The organism is Winogradskyella sp. SYSU M77433, assembly GCF_029911945.1.
Lineage (GTDB): Bacteria > Bacteroidota > Bacteroidia > Flavobacteriales > Flavobacteriaceae > Winogradskyella.
Window position 1 is genome coordinate 14,660 of record NZ_JARYTG010000006.1, and the last position, 17,311, is coordinate 31,970.

Annotated in this window: 14 protein-coding genes and 1 tRNA gene; 10 read left to right on the forward strand and 5 right to left on the reverse strand. The window is 33.8% G+C overall.

The window, feature by feature from the left end:
- Positions 1–126: 126 nt before the first annotated feature.
- From QGM60_RS12495 to QGM60_RS12505, 3 genes are all read left to right on the forward strand, one after another.
- Positions 127–1,077 carry an NAD-dependent epimerase/dehydratase family protein gene (locus QGM60_RS12495; RefSeq protein WP_281140591.1) on the forward strand — a complete coding sequence of 317 codons (951 nt, stop codon included), beginning with the start codon at positions 127–129 and terminating at the stop codon, positions 1,075–1,077.
- Positions 1,078–1,359: 282 nt separating this feature from the next.
- Positions 1,360–2,634, forward strand: coding sequence for a ribonucleotide-diphosphate reductase subunit beta (locus QGM60_RS12500; RefSeq protein ID WP_281140592.1), 1,275 nt, complete (start codon positions 1,360–1,362; stop codon positions 2,632–2,634).
- Between the two features lie 15 nt (positions 2,635–2,649).
- Positions 2,650–4,431, forward strand: a complete 1,782-nt coding sequence (locus QGM60_RS12505; RefSeq protein WP_281140593.1) for a ribonucleoside-diphosphate reductase subunit alpha — start codon at positions 2,650–2,652, stop codon at positions 4,429–4,431.
- Positions 4,432–4,625: 194 nt separating this feature from the next.
- On the opposite strand, the gene QGM60_RS12510 is transcribed toward QGM60_RS12505, so the two are convergent.
- From QGM60_RS12510 to QGM60_RS12520, 3 genes are all read right to left on the reverse strand, one after another.
- Positions 4,626–4,699 (reverse strand) — tRNA-Asn (locus QGM60_RS12510).
- A gap of 86 nt (positions 4,700–4,785) precedes the next feature.
- The gene (gene rseP, locus QGM60_RS12515; RefSeq protein ID WP_281140594.1) at positions 4,786–6,129 is read right to left on the reverse strand and encodes an RIP metalloprotease RseP; all 1,344 of its coding nucleotides are present in this window, start codon (positions 6,127–6,129) and stop codon (positions 4,786–4,788) included.
- Positions 6,130–6,203: 74 nt separating this feature from the next.
- Positions 6,204–8,135: a M1 family aminopeptidase gene (locus tag QGM60_RS12520; RefSeq protein WP_281140595.1), complete on the reverse strand. Its 1,932-nt coding sequence runs from the start codon at positions 8,133–8,135 to the stop codon at positions 6,204–6,206.
- 81 nt (positions 8,136–8,216) lie between these two features.
- Between QGM60_RS12520 and QGM60_RS12525 the strand changes: the two genes are divergently transcribed.
- From QGM60_RS12525 to QGM60_RS12540, 4 genes are all read left to right on the forward strand, one after another.
- The gene (locus QGM60_RS12525; RefSeq protein ID WP_281140596.1) at positions 8,217–8,891 is read left to right on the forward strand and encodes an SCO family protein; all 675 of its coding nucleotides are present in this window, start codon (positions 8,217–8,219) and stop codon (positions 8,889–8,891) included.
- A gap of 82 nt (positions 8,892–8,973) precedes the next feature.
- Positions 8,974–9,195 (forward strand): FeoA family protein, encoded by a 222-nt coding sequence (locus QGM60_RS12530; protein WP_281140597.1) that lies wholly within the window; start codon positions 8,974–8,976, stop codon positions 9,193–9,195.
- Positions 9,196–11,295 carry a ferrous iron transport protein B gene (feoB, locus tag QGM60_RS12535; RefSeq protein WP_281140598.1) on the forward strand — a complete coding sequence of 700 codons (2,100 nt, stop codon included), beginning with the start codon at positions 9,196–9,198 and terminating at the stop codon, positions 11,293–11,295.
- A gap of 3 nt (positions 11,296–11,298) precedes the next feature.
- Positions 11,299–11,436, forward strand: coding sequence for a FeoB-associated Cys-rich membrane protein (locus tag QGM60_RS12540; RefSeq protein WP_281140599.1), 138 nt, complete (start codon positions 11,299–11,301; stop codon positions 11,434–11,436).
- A 225-nt stretch (positions 11,437–11,661) separates the two neighbouring features.
- On the opposite strand, the gene QGM60_RS12545 is transcribed toward QGM60_RS12540, so the two are convergent.
- Positions 11,662–12,447, reverse strand: coding sequence for a hypothetical protein (locus QGM60_RS12545; RefSeq protein WP_281140600.1), 786 nt, complete (start codon positions 12,445–12,447; stop codon positions 11,662–11,664).
- Positions 12,448–12,528: 81 nt separating this feature from the next.
- Positions 12,529–13,185, reverse strand: coding sequence for a metal-dependent transcriptional regulator (locus tag QGM60_RS12550; protein WP_281140601.1), 657 nt, complete (start codon positions 13,183–13,185; stop codon positions 12,529–12,531).
- 100 nt (positions 13,186–13,285) lie between these two features.
- Here QGM60_RS12550 and QGM60_RS12555 point away from each other — a divergent pair, with 100 nt between their 5' ends.
- The 3 genes from QGM60_RS12555 to QGM60_RS12565 are packed head-to-tail and all read left to right on the forward strand — an operon-like array spanning position 13,286 to position 17,250.
- Positions 13,286–15,538 carry a TonB-dependent receptor gene (locus QGM60_RS12555; RefSeq protein WP_281140602.1) on the forward strand — a complete coding sequence of 751 codons (2,253 nt, stop codon included), beginning with the start codon at positions 13,286–13,288 and terminating at the stop codon, positions 15,536–15,538.
- 39 nt (positions 15,539–15,577) lie between these two features.
- Positions 15,578–16,492: a zinc ABC transporter substrate-binding protein gene (locus QGM60_RS12560; protein WP_281140603.1), complete on the forward strand. Its 915-nt coding sequence runs from the start codon at positions 15,578–15,580 to the stop codon at positions 16,490–16,492.
- An 11-nt stretch (positions 16,493–16,503) separates the two neighbouring features.
- Positions 16,504–17,250 (forward strand): metal ABC transporter ATP-binding protein, encoded by a 747-nt coding sequence (locus QGM60_RS12565; RefSeq protein WP_281140604.1) that lies wholly within the window; start codon positions 16,504–16,506, stop codon positions 17,248–17,250.
- Positions 17,251–17,311: the final 61 nt, after the last annotated feature.

The window sequence follows — 17,311 nt, forward strand, 5'->3', positions numbered from 1 at the left end:
TTTGATCTTGTATTGTCCTCAATAAAAACCTATTAAAGATATCGCATTCTAAAGTCATTTTTTTTGAACATTTTAAGTTTTACAACCTTAATTTCTTATTATTTTTGCTGAAAATTTAATTGTGTCATGTCTTCAAAAATTTTAATCATTGGTGCTTGCGGGCAAATAGGTACTGAACTTACAACAAAACTTAGAGAAAAGTACGGTGTAGATAATGTCATTGCCAGTGACATAAATACCAGAAATCTAGACTTAGTAAATTCTGGCCTTTTTGAAATCATAGACGCTAAAAATTTTAATGCAATTAAAGACTGTTGCATTCACAATAATGTGAAAACAGTGTATTTAATGGCAGCGCTATTGAGTGCTACTGGCGAAAAATACCCTATGGAAGCTTGGGATCTTAACATGAATTCATTATTTCATGTCCTTAATTTAGCCAAGCAAAAGGTAATTGATAAAATTTTCTGGCCAAGTAGTATTGCTGTATTTGGCCCTACAACACCTAGCAATAATACTCCACAACACACCATTTGCGAACCAACTACAGTTTACGGTATTACCAAACAAGTTGGAGAACGTTGGTGCGAATACTACCATAACAAATATGATGTAGATGTAAGAAGTATTCGCTATCCAGGAATTATTAGTCACAAAGCAATGCCTGGCGGCGGAACCACCGATTATGCGGTAGAGATTTATCACGAGGCTATTAAAAATGGCACTTATGAATGTTTCTTATCTGAAGATACTAGCCTTCCTATGATGTTTATGGAAGATGCTATTAAAGCCACAACCGAATTAATGGAAGCACCTTCCGAAAAACTGACTATAAGATCGTCTTATAATTTAGCTGCTATTACATTTACACCAAAAGAAATTTACGAAAGCATTAAATCATTATTGCCTGAATTTTCAATTTCCTACAATCCCGATTTTAGACAAGCCATTGCAGATAGTTGGCCTTCGTCAATTGATGATAGCGTTGCAAGAGAAGATTGGAATTGGCAACACGATTTTGATTTAGATGCCATGACAAAAGTGATGCTAGAAGAACTAAAAAAGAAATACAATTAATTTTTTTCTTTAAAATTTAAGTCTAAAAATTGAACTTTAGAATAGTCTTTTTCTCACTTTTTCAAGTCTTTACACAACTCCTTTTTAAGGCCTATTTTTTCACTTGTTAAGCTAAATTTTCAGCATGTTTTTTTGGGGTGTTTTTTCACATCTTAACCCAAAATTTAAAATCCCAATGTTGATAAATTGTTAAGAACAAAGATGGCATCTCCTCATTTCGTTTAGAATATTTTATGACTTTTATCAAATCTTATTTTTGATTGATTCTAACCGATTCTGTTTATGGAAATTTTGCACATTACTAAAAGAAATTTTAGCCAAAAACCTTTTGAGCTAAGTAAAATTACAAACGCCATTTTAAAGGCGATGAAAGCCGTTAACCACGGAGAAGCGACTGATGCACAGCTTATTGCAAACAACGTTCATGATGTTTTGTTAGCAAGAAAAAACCAAGATGTAGACTATTTACCAACCGTAGAGGAGGTACAAGATGTTGTTGAGGATAAGCTGATGGAAAGTGAATTTCATGATGTGGCTAAAGCCTATATTCTTTACAGAAATAAACAAGCTCTAGGTCGTAAAAGTAACATCTTTGAGAAGCGTGTAAATTTAAAACCGTATGAGTATCCTCAACTTTACGAATACGTTCCTGCGATACGACATTCATACTGGATTCATACAGAATTTAATTTCACTAGTGATATTCAAGATTTCAAATCAAACCTAAGTGAAAAAGAAAAATCGGCGATAAAAAATACGATGTTAGCCATCTCTCAAATTGAGGTTGCTGTAAAAACATTTTGGGGAGATGTTCACCACAGAATGCCAAAGCCAGAGATAGGATCTGTAGGTGTAACATTTGCTGAAAGTGAGGTAAGACATCATGATGCTTATTCGCACTTACTAGAAATCTTAGGATTAAATAAAGAATTTGAAGAGTTAAAGAAAAAACCTGTAATAATGAAGCGTGTGCAGTATTTAGAAACTGCGCTTAAAAATGCTAAGAGTGAAGATAACAGAGAATATTCAGAATCTATTTTATTATTCTCATTGTTCATTGAGCACGTGTCTCTATTTTCTCAATTCTTAATTATTATGGCTTTCAACAAGCACAAGAATATGCTTAAAGGTATTTCTAATGTTGTTGAAGCAACTTCAAAAGAAGAACAAATACATGGAGATTTTGGTATAGACATCATTAACATTATCAAAGAAGAAAATCCTGAGTGGTTTGATGAAAATCACAACACACTTATTCAAGATATGTGTAAGGATGCTTACATCGCAGAAAGCAGAATTGTAGATTGGATTTTTGAAGATGGTGAATTAGAATTCTTACCAAAAGCAGTAGTAAACGAGTTTATCAAAAACCGTTTCAACAAATCTCTAGAAAGTATCGGTATTGAAAAAGCATTTGATATTGATGAAAATTTATTATCTCAAACAGAATGGTTTGACGATGAAATTATTGGAACCAAACATGGTGATTTCTTTGTAAAGAGATCTATCAACTATAGCAAAAGAACACAAAGTATAACAAGCGACGACTTATTTTAATAATCCACAAAATCCATGAAGAACAAAACTATTGATCAGCCACAAGTACAAGAACAAACTACTACTAACCCTTTAGTTAACGCAAGAAAAGAATTTCTAGCCAACACTAGCAAAGAAGAAGGAGGGTTTGAATGGTTAAATGAATTTAGCCAGAAATTTTTAGAATCTGGATATCTTACAGAAGGTGTAACTCCGAAGCAACGTATTAGAGAAATTGGAGATAGAGCGGAGCAAATCCTTAAAATTCCGGGTTATTCTGATAAATTTTACCACTATATGTCTGAAGGGTTTTTCTCTTTAGCTTCGCCTGTTTGGTCTAACTTTGGTAAGGAACGTGGTTTACCAATTAGTTGTTTTGGTTCTCATATTGATGATGACATGGGTAATATTCTTTATACACAGTCTGAAGTTGGTATGATGTCTAAGCTTGGTGGTGGTACATCTGGATTTTTTGGAAAAATTCGTCATAGAGGTGCGCCTGTAAAAAACAATGGTCAAGCTTCTGGTGCTGTTCATATTATGCAGTTGTTTGAATCTATGGTAGATGTCGTAAGCCAAGGTTCTGTTCGTCGTGGTCGTTTTTCCCCTTATTTACCTATTGAACATCCAGATATTAAAGAATTTTTAGAAATTGGTACTGAAGGTAATCCAATTCAACAATTAACGCATGGTGTTACTGTAACTAGCAAGTGGATGGAAGATATGATTGCTGGTGATGTTGACAAACGTACAACTTGGGCTAAAGTATTACAAAGTCGTGGAGAAATGGGTTATCCATACATATTCTTCACTGACAATGCTAACGATGGTAAACCTGGAGTTTACAAGGATAAAGATCATAGGATTCACGCTAGTAACTTATGTACAGAAATCATGTTACCATCAAATGATGATTGGTCTTTTGTTTGTGTACTTTCTAGTATCAATGTATTACACTATGACAAGTGGAAAAATACTGATGCTGTAGAAACAATGATTTACTTCTTAGATGCAGTAATCACTGAATTTATTGAGAAATTAGAAGTTTATCGTGATTCAGATAACAGAGATGATCGTCAAACATTCCTATTCATGGAGCGTGCTTATAACTTTGCAAAAGATAACAGAGCTTTAGGTTTAGGTGTTCTTGGATGGCATTCTTTATTACAGTCTAAAATGCATGCTTTTGATAGCCAAGAAGCGTTCAACCTTAACCGTGAAATCTTCAAAACTATTAAAGATCGTTCATATAAAGCCTCTGAAGAATTAGCTGAAAAATTTGGTGAGCCTAAAGTTTTAGAAGGTTATGGTCGTAGAAATGCAACTTTAAATGCTATTGCACCAACAACGTCTTCTGCGTTTATTTTAGGACAAGTTTCTCAAGGTATTGAGCCAATATGGTCTAACATTTATGTAAAGGATATTGCTAAGATTAAAACAACGATTAAAAATCCTTTCTTAGAAGCTTTATTAGAAGAAAAAGGACAAAACACAACTGAAGTTTGGAGAAGCGTTAGAGATATGGATGGTTCTGTACAACACCTTGAATTCTTAACAGAAGAAGAAAAAGCAGTATTTAGAACCTACTCGGAGATTGATCAGCTAGATATTATCTACCAAGCTGCTGCAAGACAAGAGTTCATTGACCAAGGCCAATCTGTAAACATTATTGTGCATCCAGATATGCCAGTTAAAGAAATAAACAATATACATGTTACAGCATGGAAGTTAGGCTTAAAGTCCTTGTACTATCAGCATAGCATGAATGCGGCTCAAAAATTCAAACAGAAAAAAGAATGTGTAAGCTGCGAAGCTTAATCATAAAAAAACAAAAAACCTCATCTGAATTGGATGAGGTTTTTTTTATTTAGTGACTTGAGCTTATTATTGAAATATTAAAAGAAACCGATTACAGTACATTTGGAATACACATACCTTCTATAGAAAAAAAATTTTTCAAAGAAAAAACAGGTAAAACAAAAAATCCCATCAATTTTGATGGGATTTTTTTGCTCCTCAGACTGGGCTCGAACCAGTGACCCTCTGATTAACAGTCAGATGCTCTAACCAACTGAGCTACTGAGGAAGGTTGTTTTCGCTTTAGCGAGCGCAAATATAAATTATTTTTTTATTCTCTACCAAACGAAACGCAATTTTTTTCCGGTAAATTTTTTAGTTGGTAACGGCTTTAAAAATATCGTTTCCGTTAGCAAATAATACCAATGCTATTAAAATAATAAAACCTACTAATTGGGCGCGTTCTAAGAACTTTTCGCTTGGTTTACGACCAGATATCATCTCGTAGAGTAAAAACATAACGTGACCACCATCTAACGCCGGAATTGGCAGTAAATTTAAAATGGCTAACATTATTGAAAGAAATGCTGTAAGCGTCCAGAATGCTTCCCAACTCCAGAAGTCTGGAAAAATATCGTAAATAGCTTTAAAACCGCCAAGGCCTTTGTAAGCCCCTGTTTTTGGATTGAAGATAGCTTTTAATTGTTCAAAATAACCAGCAACCTGATCTACAAACTTATCAGCTCCACCACCAAAACTTTCAATAAAAGAGTATTCTTTTCTGGTAACTTCAAAATAACCTAGTTCTTCAAACTTTTCTTCAGAGTAGGCTGGGAATATGCCTATTTTCCCATTAGCATTTACTTTTAAATCTCTTTGAATGGTTTCTGAGTCTCTTAAAAAAGTCGCTGATACCGTTTGGTTTTTATAATTTTCTAATGTTGGTTCTAATTGATCAAAATATTTTAAATCCCTACCATTAATAGCAACCAATACATCTCCAGGTTTTAGGTCTACACCTTTGTTTTGCATAGTGTCATTAATTTCAGCAACCATAAAAGGTACACGTACACTAAAAAGACTAGATCTGTTTTTTCTAGAAGAAAGCTGCCCTAAAAAGTCTTCAGGTAAGTTTATCTTCTTTGTAGTTCCATTACGCTCTATAGTAAATTCTTCTGCTGAAATTAAACTTTTAGTAACATCTGTATGTGATTTTACAGGCTCATTATTGACTTCAATAATTTTGTCGCCTGTTTTAAATCCTAAATCTAAAAGCAAAGGATTCTCTATGTAGTAACCACCTTCTAAACTATCAATTGTGTAGTCTTTATCACCATAGGTAAACGAAATACCAACATATATAAAGTATGCTAAAATAAAGTTTACGGTAACACCACCCAACATTATAATAAGACGTTGCCAAGCTGGTTTGCTACGGAATTCCCATGGTTGTGGTGGTTTTGCCATTTGCTCTTTGTCCATGCTCTCGTCTATCATTCCGGCAATTTTCACATAACCACCTAAAGGCAACCATCCTATACCGTAAACGGTTTCGCCTATTTTCTTCTTAAAGAGAGAATATTTGACATCAAAAAAGAGGTAAAATTTTTCAACTTTCGTTTTAAAAAGTTTAGCTGGTATAAAATGCCCTAACTCATGTAACACAATTAGTAACGATAAGCTGAGTAAAAATTGAGATATCTTTATTATAAATTCCATGTAATCATTTTCGAATTTCGATTGACAAAAGTAATCTTTTCACATCATTTAGAAAACAAATAGATTTTAGAACCTTAATTTTTAATAAATTGATGGTTTAGAACTTTATCGTTTGTTTGAATTTGTAAGATGAAAACACCTGAATCAAAACCAGATAAGTCTATTTGAGACACCGCTTTGCTTTGCCATAATAACTGCCCCAAATTGTTGTATACTTTAAGGGCATTTATCTCTAAATTTTCAGGTTTATCAATATGAAGTATACTGTTTGTAGGGTTAGGATAAATTGCTATTGCACCCAAATTGTAGTTTGGAATACTTAATGAAACGGTATTATTCTTAGATATCAAATCCGTTCTTGGATCAAACAAAACCTCTTGAACTGTAAAATTAACCGTCTCGGTAAATTGTTGATTGTTTTCTGTATTATCCAAAACAAGATCTAAACTTTCTCCCATTGTACCCATCAATCTAATGGGCACTCCTGCTTCAAAAAAGCTTACAGAAGTATGACTTTGAAGTTGAGACAACGATAGCTGCACTTGATTTCCACTTTGGTTCCAGTTTACAGTATAACTTGGATATCCTTCATTATAAACCCAATCATTAAAAAATTCATCTAAGTCCACACCAGAAGAAACCTCCATAACATCTTGAAAATCCTCAGTTTTTGCATAATCAAAAGCTAAATCAGGATCCACCAAATAATCTTGAAGTCCTTGATAAAAATTAGCATCACCTAACTTTTTTCTGAGCATATGCAACACCATAGCTCCTTTATTATAACTTAACCTACTACTGAAAATTCTGTTAACGCTTAACGTATCTTGGTCCGATAAATACACTGCCCCATCAGGTAGAGACGTTATAGAATTTACTCGCTGTTGTTTCCAAATATCAAAAGAGGTGTCTCCATCAAAATCTTCTATAACCAAACCAGACATATAGGTAGCAAAGCCTTCGTTTAACCAAATATCTTTCCAACTACCGCAAGTTATTTTATTTCCAAACCATTGATGTGCCAACTCGTGAGAAATTAAGTTTCTATTAAATGAACCCATAAAAGAAACGGTTGTATGCTCCATGCCTCCACCCCAACCAAACTGTGCGTGGCCATATTTTTCATCGGCAAAAGGATATTCTTCAAACAAATTGGTAAATAAATTCATAATATCTACGGTTACCTGAGTATCTGTTTGAGCATTAGTTAAACTTTCAGGATAAACATAGTTTACAATATCAAAAGGATTCCCGTTATTGGGAACTTGATGCGTGTAGATTTCATAATTTGTAATGGCTATAGCTATTAAATATGCAGGAATTGGGTAACGGTGTTTATAACGTGTAATCTTATCATCTCCTTGTATAGTCTGACTAAGTTCTAAGCCATTTGACACTGCAACATAATCTTCACTTGAAGGATTAAATCTCGGAGTATTTAAATAAACATCTATAGAGTCTATTTTATCATTCAAATCTTGCTTACAAGGCCACCAACCTTTAGCTCCGTAAGGTTCAGATAACGTCCAAATTATTGGATCTCCATTATGTGTACTTTGCTCATAAGAACCAAAGCCAGAACTAATAGGGTTACCTGAGTAACTTACGGTCAATGAATCTAAAACTCCTTGGTTTTGTATTGCTGGCAAAGTAATTACTAATTCATCATCGGTGTTTTGTGAGAATGCCAAACTATTGCCTTGTTTTGTAACTTGAGAAACCAACATATTGTCTGAAAGGTCAAAGGTTATTTCACTTAAATCTTCTTTTGCAACGAAATAAGTAGTTACATCTCCTGAAATTGATGTTTGAGAAGGATCTACATTCAACTCTAACCTGTGGTACTTAACATCATAATTTCCGGTATTTAAATTTTTTGGAGTCATCATTAACTGCCTTGCCGATTTTGCCTCCATGGCTCTAATGTCTTCAAGATTCTTTTTATAATCCTGAGCATAAGATGATAGTGTAAAACATATCAAAAAGCCTAATAAATAAGGTCTCATAGCTTAATTTTTATTGTTAAAAATACTGATTTTGTTTCTATTGCATTGTACTTTTGCATTTAAATTACTCATATTACAATAATGTCACTTCTAACATTTTTTAAAGGCTACAAAAAGTTTGGAATTTTCTTTTTTGTCCTTTCAACTATAATAATCCTAATTATCTATAACATTCTTAATGTTAAAAAACCGCTCCCTATTTATCAACCAGCCATGGTTAGTGAAGAATTGGTAGATAGCACTATTCAATACCAAAAAAAATATCACAAGATTGCCGATTTTGAGCTGATAAATCAAAACGGAGAAACCATCACTCAAGATACTTACGAGGATAAAATCTACGTGGCCGATTTCTTTTTTACCACCTGCCAAACTATTTGTCCTATTATGACAGATCATATGTTCGAAATACAGAAAAAAATTCTGAGTGATGACGAAGTAATGCTCTTATCTCATTCTGTAACACCTAAAATAGATAGTGTGGCGCAACTTAGAAAATATGCCACTGAAAAAGGAGTTATAGACAGAAAATGGAATTTAGTCACGGGAGATAAAAAACAAATCTACGAGCTTGCTAGAAAAAGTTATCTCGCTGTAAAGACCGATGGTAATGGTGATGAATATGATATGATTCATACCGAAAACTTTATGCTCATTGACAAAAAACGTCAGATTAGAGGCTTTTACGATGGTACCAATCCTGAAGATATTGACCAACTTCTTAAAGATATTGCCATTTTAAAGAAAGAAGACTAATCTTAAAAATTTTACAAAGGTTTTAAAGCCTTAAAATTTTACCTTACTTTTGCTTCTTTAAAACTATTCTAAATAAGCGCAATTGACTTTAGCAGATTTAAAACGCGGACAACAAGGCATTATTAAAGATGTGTCTTCAATTCATATTCCTCTTAAACTTTTGGAAATGGGTTGTTTACCTGGCAATGCTGTAGAACTTGTGCAAGTCGCTCCGTTTGCGGATCCAATGTATTTAAACATTAATGGCTCTCACCTTGCCATACGCAAAGAAACAGCGATTCATATACTAATTGAAACCATCTAGATGAGTAAGCAGATTAATGTAGCTTTAATAGGAAACCCTAATACCGGCAAAACATCTGTTTTTAATGCCCTTACCGGACTTAATCAAAAAGTCGGGAATTATCCTGGTATTACAGTTGAAAAAAAGGAAGGTATTTGTAAGCTACCTCGTGGTGTTAAAGCACATATTATTGATTTACCAGGTACATACAGCCTTAATGCGTCTTCGCTCGATGAAAACGTAGTTATTGAATTATTACTTAACAGAAATGATAAGGATTTTCCTGATGTAGCGGTTGTTGTTAGTGATGTTGAAAACCTAAAGCGTAACCTCTTACTCTTTACTCAGATTAAGGATTTAGAAATACCAACCATACTGGTCATTAACATGGCTGATCGTATGGCTTACAAAGGTATTTCTTTAGATATTGATTATTTAGAACAGCAATTAGAAACCAAAATTGCACTTGTAAGCACAAGAAAAAAGCATGGTATTGATGAACTAAAAGAACTCATTACTAACTATAAAGATTTATCTACAGAACCTTGTCTTAATGCTTCTTCTATAGATGAACCATATTTTGACAATTTAAGAAAGGCTTTTCCTAACCAGTTACTTTACAAGCTTTGGTTGGTTATTACCCAAGATGTTAACTTCGGTAAAACAGATAGAAATACTATTGATGCTGTTGCCGATTTTAAGACTAAACCTAAAAGTGATTTAAAACGTCTTCAGCAAAAAGAAACTATCAGACGTTATCAGTTTATAAACGATACGCTGAAGAAAGGACAAACCATAGACCTTAAATCGGCCAAAGATTTACGCATTAAATTAGATAGAATTATTACTCACAAAGTTTGGGGCTATTTAATTTTTGCAGTAATTCTACTTACAATTTTTCAAGCAATTTACGATTGGTCTAGTGTACCAATGGATTTTATAGATAGTACATTTGCTTCACTCAGCGAATGGACCAAAAGTGTAATGCCAGAAGGAGCTTTTACTAATTTAGTAGCCGAAGGTATTATTCCTGGACTTGGTGGTATTGTAATATTCATACCACAAATAGCATTTCTTTTTCTATTCATTTCAATTTTAGAAGAAAGTGGTTACATGAGTCGTGTGGTGTTTTTAATGGACCGAATTATGCGACGGTTTGGCCTCAGCGGTAAAAGTGTTGTACCATTAATTTCCGGTACAGCTTGTGCCATTCCCGCAATTATGGCAACCCGAAATATTGAAAGTTGGAAAGAACGTCTGATCACTATTTTGGTAACACCATTTACAACCTGTTCTGCAAGGCTTCCTGTGTACCTTATAATTATTGCTTTAGTTATTCCTGAAGGACGATTTTTAGGCTTAAGTTATCAAGCTTTAACCTTAATGCTACTCTACTTAATTGGATTTGGAGCTGCTGTAGGTTCTGCTTGGATATTAAATAAGGTTCTAAAAATTAAAAGTAAATCATTCTTTGTAGTAGAAATGCCTAATTACAAAGTGCCATTGGTAAAAAATGTAGCACTTACAGTCTTAGAAAAGACAAAAGCTTTCATTTTTGGAGCTGGAAAAATCATTTTAGCTATTTCTATTGTACTTTGGTTTTTAGCGTCTTATGGTCCTGGTGATGATTTCAATAATGCAGAAGAAATTGTTACAGAACAATATGCGTCTGATAATCTTTCTGAAGAAGAACTTGAACAAAAAGTAGCCTCATATAAACTAGAACATTCTTTTATAGGAATAACAGGAAGAGCCATTGAACCTGCCATAAGACCTTTGGGTTACGATTGGAAAATAGGTATTGCTATTGTGAGCTCTTTTGCTGCTAGAGAAGTTTTTGTAGGAACATTAGCAACCATTTATAGTGTTGGTAGTGATGAAGAAGATACTATTAAAAATAGAATGGCTGGCGAAGTTAACCCAATACTTGGAGGGCCATTATTTAACTTTGCTTCGGGTATATCTTTACTTTTATTTTATGCTTTTGCGATGCAATGCATGAGTACTTTAGCTATTGTAAAACGAGAGACCAACTCATGGAAATGGCCTATGTATCAACTTGTTGTTATGAGTGGTTTTGCTTATATTGTAGCTTTAGCAGCTTACCAAATATTAATATAGAAGATGAACACAATAATTCAAAATAGCTTAGTATTTACAGCATTATTAATTGCTGTTGGGTTTTTGGTTAGAAAATTTATCTGGAAGCCGAAGAAAGCCTCAAGCAAATCTTGTGGAACTGATGACTGTGGATGTCATTAATTCTAATTCTTATTGGCTATTTTCTTGACTATAAATCAAGTCCATCTGATTTCTTCAGTGATTTATTAGCTGGTTTAACTTTTTACTTAGGTTTAGCTGTGTCAGGAATTATAGTTATAGTTGTTTTTAATTTAACTATACTTCATGCTATTTTTTGCATTGGTGTTGAGCTAATTTTAATTTTTGTTTTAAAATCTTTAATTAATAAAACAAATAAGTAGCTTTTTATTTCTCTAAAAACCCTTCAGGAATAGCAAAGGTTGTAGCATCGACATCAACAAATTCAACATTGCTTAAGTTCGCAAAACCAATTTCTTTACCAAGACCTTTTTCTTTAGTCCATTCGTAGTATTTCCAACTGTGTGGTACTGGAATGCCTTCTATAGATTTATAATCTTCATAACCAATAGCATGCGGATCTGCTTCTGCTGCTTCTAAAGATTTATTAGCCGTTACGATATAACCAGCATAGTCAATTAAGTTAGTTTCAGGATTGCTGTAAATGACATACCAATCGTCTGGCGCATCACCAACATCTCCTTTAAAGGATAAATGCTGTGCATTGTAAGCCACATCATTTAATTGCAGCTGAACCAAATCTTTTAAAACTGCACCATCATCACCAACCTTAGAAGGAAATAGTAAAAAATACATCCAAGTATAGGCATCAAAACGTGCTGCCTTTTCATTTTTTAAATCTGGCGAATGAAACACTTTTGAACCATCAAAATAAATAGCAGTTCCATCTTTTAATTCAATTTTTCCTTTGGTTGAATTGGTTAAAAAGGTCATTCTGCCATTCAAACGTTCATTTCCGCCAAAGTTAACTGTCATGTCCAAAGCAATAGCGTCATGAGCTAGAAAGCTCTCTTTTTTATGTGCTTTTTCGGTTTTTTGTAACCAAGTCAATTCTTTAGATATCTGTTGCTTTTGAGTTTTATTTTTTTCTGGTTGCTCGTTACAATTGGTAAATAAGATCAGTACTACGATAAACAGATAAAGATTTTTCATTGGTTAGTTTTGGATAAGTGGTTAAATACAAATTCCATTTGTCGCACAATTTTTAGATTCCTTTCACTTAAAAAAACTTTATTACACCTTTTTGAGATATAAGTTTTTAGCTACACTTTGAGAAACGACTATCTCATAATGTTCTAATGAAATTTTTACAGAATTATCATAGGGCTCTTTATGTTTCACAGTGATTATTGTTCCTAAGGCAATATTATTACTATCTAAATACTGAAGAAAAGCTGTGGAGGTATCATCTACTCCAACACATTTATAGGTTTCTCCAACCTCAGCCTTGGCAAGTACAATTTTATCAATATGATGAAAATTACCATCCTTGTCTGGTATTGGATCACCATGAGGATCGTGAGTAGGATGCTCCAAAAATGCATCGAGCTCATCAACAAGTTTATCGGATTTTATATGTTCTAAATGTTCAGCAACTTCATGAACCTCATCCCAAGTAAAATTCAACTTTTCAACCAGAAACACCTCCCAAAGCCTATGCTTTCTAATAATATTTATGGCAACACGCTTACCATTTTCAGTTAATGTAACACCTTGATATTTTTTATAATCTGCATAGTTTTTATCCGACAACTTCTTTATCATATCTGTAACAGAAGACGCTTTGGTGTTCATAGCTTCTGCTATTGCATTGGTTTTTACAGATAATTTACCATTATCGCCAATGTGATAAATCGCTTTAATATAGTTTTCTTCTGTTAGTGTAATCATGATTGTTTTGTAGAAGGTAAATATAGTAAACTTATATTTTTAAATATATTTTTAGACTAATCTAAATTTTATTTTAATTTTGTATAAGATTTAAAATTACATGAGGCTAATAGTGCTGCTTTTTATACTAATAACTTCAAAGCTCTTAGCTCAATCAAAATACAGTCTAAAAGGACAAGTGTTTTCTGAGGGGCAACCACTACCCTATGCAAATATTTATATTGAAAACACAACAAAAGGAACTGTCACAGACGAAAACGGAACATTTTTAATTTCAAATTTAGAAGCAGGTAAATACTCTGTTGTAGCTTCTTTTACTGGCTTTATTGTACAAAAAAGAACGGTTAAAATTTCAGATGGTGATGTTACAATTAATTTCAATCTTAGTCAGAGTGCTTCTTTAAACGAAGTGATAATCACAGGAACCTTAAAACCCGTATCGCGTTTAGAAAGTCCTGTTCCCGTTGAAGTTTACTCTCCAACATTTCTAAAAAAGAATCCCACACCCAATATTTTTGAAGCTTTACAAAATGTTAACGGTGTTCGTCCGCAACTCAACTGTAATGTCTGTAATGCGGGCGATATTCATATTAACGGTTTAGAAGGACCTTACACATTGGTAATGATAGACGGAATGCCTATTGTGAGTGGACTATCAACGGTATATGGTCTTTCTGGAATTCCTAATTCCCTCATTGAACAAGTTGAAATTGTAAAAGGACCTGCCTCATCATTGTACGGAAGTGAAGCTGTTGGCGGACTCATTAACATCATCACCAAACTTCCAGAAAATGCTCCACGGTTTTTTGCAGATGGTTTTGTATCTGGTTGGGGAGAAGTTAATCTTGATGTTGGTCTTAAATCAAGAATTGGTAAAAAAGCAACGGTACTTTTTGGCGCTAATTATTTTAATTACAACAACCCAATAGATAATAATAACGATAACTTTACGGATGTAACACTGCAAGACCGTATATCAATATTTCAGAAATGGGATTTTAAACGTGCTAATAACCGTAAATTCTCAATAGCAGGTCGCTATTTTTATGAAGATCGTTGGGGAGGTGAAATGCATTGGAACCCAAGCTATAGAGGAGGTAACGAAGTTTATGGAGAAAGTATTTACACCTCTCGCTTTGAAATCTTAGGAAACTACCAGCTCCCTATTACTGAAAAAGTGAATTTTCAATTTTCGTATTCCGATCACGATCAAAATTCAGTATATGGCGACACACCATACTTAGCACAACAACGTATTGGTTTTGGCCAACTTATTTGGGATAAAAAAACAAGTAAACACGATTTACTTATTGGAACTTCCCTACGCTACAATTATTATAATGATAACACCACAGCTACATTAAATGCAGATGAAGTTACAATACCATCACTATTCATTCAAGATGAAATTGGTTTTACTAAAAAGCAAAGTTTGCTTTTAGGGATGCGTTATGATTATGACAGCAGACACGGAAATATTTTTACACCTCGAATTGCTTATCGTTTTAAACCTACAGAAGATGATATCATTAGGCTAAATGCTGGCACTGGCTTTAGAGTCGTCAATCTATTTACAGAAGAACATGCTGCATTAACAGGAGCAAGAGATGTGATTATTGAAGAGACATTAGATCCTGAGGAATCCTACAACATTAATATCAATTACTTAAAGAAACTCTACCTAAAAAACGGTATGCTCTTTACGTTTGATACTTCGGCATGGTATACCTATTTCACTAATGCCATCATACCAGATTATGACACCAACCCAAATCAAATTATTTATGATAATCTTGATGGATATTCCACTTCAACAGGTCTTAGCTTTAATATAGATGCTATTTTTGGAAGTGGAATTTCTGCATCAATTGGTGGAACTTATCAAGATGTTTCTCAAACAGAAAATGGTGAAACCAAAAAGCAGATTCTTACGGAACGCTTTTCGGGAGTTTGGTCTTTTACATATAAACATTATCCAACACATTTAACCCTAGATTATACTGGTAATATCTATGGACCAATGCGATTGCCTCTTTTAGGAGAATTAGATCCAAGGCAAGAATACTCGCCAACTTGGAGCATTCAAAACATTCAACTCACATATGATAAATTTGATGATTTCGAAATTTATGGTGGTGTAAAGAACCTACTGAACTGGACGCCAAACAAAGGAAATCCTTTTATAATTGCCAGAGCAAATGACCCTTTCGATGAAAATATACAGTTTGATTTTGAGGGTAATGTTATTCCAACTGCAGATAATCCTTATGCTTTAACTTTCGACCCCTCTTATGTCTATGGTCCAAATCAAGGAGCTAGATTGTTTTTAGGTCTGCGTTATAAACTCAATTAATAAATGAATTTTAGTACTTTCACATTAAAATATAAAAACATGAAAAAAGCATACGTACTCATATTACTAATTGCAACACTTTTTAGCTGTAAAGATGAACCTAAAAAGGATGATAAACTCAACATTGTAACTACCACAACTATGATCACCGATTTGGTTAAAAATATTGGTGGAGACAAGGTTAATGTTCAAGGATTAATGGGTTCTGGAGTTGATCCACATCTTTATAAAGCGAGTGAAGGCGATGTATCTAAACTCGTTAATGCGGATATTATTTTCTACAATGGCTTGCATCTTGAGGGTAAACTTGTTGAAGTTTTCGAAAAAATGGAAAAGCAAAACAAAACCCAAGTAGCATTGGCTGAAGCAATAAACAAGAGAGGTCTCATCAGTTCTGAATATTTTTCTTCTAACTATGATCCTCATGTGTGGTTTAATATTGAATACTTTAAAATTTTCGCTGAAAAAGTGGCTGAAACATTAGCTGAAAAAGATCCGAAAAATGCTCAGTTTTATTTAGACAATGAGCAAAAGTATCAAATGGATTTAGACAAACTTCTGAGCGACGTTGAAGATGTTGTGAGTGCTTTACCTGTAGATGAGCGTATTTTGATAACTGCTCACGATGCATTTAATTACTTTGGTAAAACTTTTAATTTTAACGTTATAGGGTTACAAGGCTTATCTACTGCTACCGAAGCTGGTGTACAAGACGTACAAAAGTTATCTGCTTTTATTATTGAAAATAAAGTGAAAGCTATTTTTATTGAAAGCTCAGTGCCAAAACGCACCATTGAAGCTTTGCAAGAAGCCGTAAAATCTAAAGGTCATGAAGTAAAAATAGGCGGTACACTATATTCTGACGCCTTAGGTGATGCTGGTACACGAGAAGGCACATACCTTGGTATGTATAGATACAATATAAAGACTATCGTTAATTCGTTACTTCAATAACACACAAGGTAATGGAATCAAACAAACCTAAAATAGCTGTTAAGGTAGACGATTTAACTGTTGCTTATAATTATAAGCCAGTGCTTTGGGATATTGATTTAGAAATTCCAGAAGGGGTTTTAATGGCTATTGTTGGCCCTAACGGAGCAGGAAAATCAACACTCATAAAATCTATTTTAGGTATCTTAAAACCCATTGCCGGAAGCGTTAATATTTATGGCAAATCCTATGAAAAACAACGTAGATTAGTTGCTTACGTACCTCAAAAAGGCAGTGTTGATTGGGATTTTCCAACAACAGCACTCGATGTGGTAATGATGGGAACTTATGGAGCGCTTGGCTGGATTAAAAGACCTGGCCAAAAAGAGAAAAAAGCATCGCTTGAAGCTCTTGAAAAAGTTGGTATGCTTGCTTTTAAAAATCGACAAATCAGTCAACTTTCAGGTGGGCAACAACAGCGTATTTTCTTAGCACGCGCATTAGTACAAAATGCGTCTATTTATTTTATGGACGAACCGTTCCAAGGTGTAGATGCTTCAACCGAAATCGCCATTATCAATATTTTAAAGGCCTTACGAAAAGCAGGAAAAACGGTTATTGTAGTGCATCACGATCTTCAAACCGTACCTGAATATTTTGATTGGGTAACCTTTTTGAACGTGAAAAAAATTGCGACAGGACCAACGAAAGATATTTTTAATGATGATAACCTTACCAAAACTTATGGAATAAATTATAAGGTTAGTATACAAGAATAGTGTCATTGCGAGCGTAGCGTGGCAATCTCATATAAATAATAAGATTCCGCATCGAGTGCGG

What these genes read in the sequence shown, in the direction of transcription:
- QGM60_RS12495 (WP_281140591.1), top strand. Translation starts at nt 127, where the DNA reads ATGTCTTCAAAAATTTTAATCATTGGTGCTTGCGGGCAAATAGGTACT.
- QGM60_RS12500 (WP_281140592.1), top strand. Translation starts at nt 1,360, where the DNA reads ATGGAAATTTTGCACATTACTAAAAGAAATTTTAGCCAAAAACCTTTT.
- QGM60_RS12505 (WP_281140593.1), top strand. Translation starts at nt 2,650, where the DNA reads ATGAAGAACAAAACTATTGATCAGCCACAAGTACAAGAACAAACTACT.
- rseP (WP_281140594.1), bottom strand. Translation starts at nt 6,129, where the DNA reads ATGGAATTTATAATAAAGATATCTCAATTTTTACTCAGCTTATCGTTA.
- QGM60_RS12520 (WP_281140595.1), bottom strand. Translation starts at nt 8,135, where the DNA reads ATGAGACCTTATTTATTAGGCTTTTTGATATGTTTTACACTATCATCT.
- QGM60_RS12525 (WP_281140596.1), top strand. Translation starts at nt 8,217, where the DNA reads ATGTCACTTCTAACATTTTTTAAAGGCTACAAAAAGTTTGGAATTTTC.
- feoB (WP_281140598.1), top strand. Translation starts at nt 9,196, where the DNA reads ATGAGTAAGCAGATTAATGTAGCTTTAATAGGAAACCCTAATACCGGC.
- QGM60_RS12540 (WP_281140599.1), top strand. Translation starts at nt 11,299, where the DNA reads ATGAACACAATAATTCAAAATAGCTTAGTATTTACAGCATTATTAATT.
- QGM60_RS12545 (WP_281140600.1), bottom strand. Translation starts at nt 12,447, where the DNA reads ATGAAAAATCTTTATCTGTTTATCGTAGTACTGATCTTATTTACCAAT.
- QGM60_RS12550 (WP_281140601.1), bottom strand. Translation starts at nt 13,185, where the DNA reads ATGATTACACTAACAGAAGAAAACTATATTAAAGCGATTTATCACATT.
- QGM60_RS12555 (WP_281140602.1), top strand. Translation starts at nt 13,286, where the DNA reads ATGAGGCTAATAGTGCTGCTTTTTATACTAATAACTTCAAAGCTCTTA.
- QGM60_RS12560 (WP_281140603.1), top strand. Translation starts at nt 15,578, where the DNA reads ATGAAAAAAGCATACGTACTCATATTACTAATTGCAACACTTTTTAGC.
- QGM60_RS12565 (WP_281140604.1), top strand. Translation starts at nt 16,504, where the DNA reads ATGGAATCAAACAAACCTAAAATAGCTGTTAAGGTAGACGATTTAACT.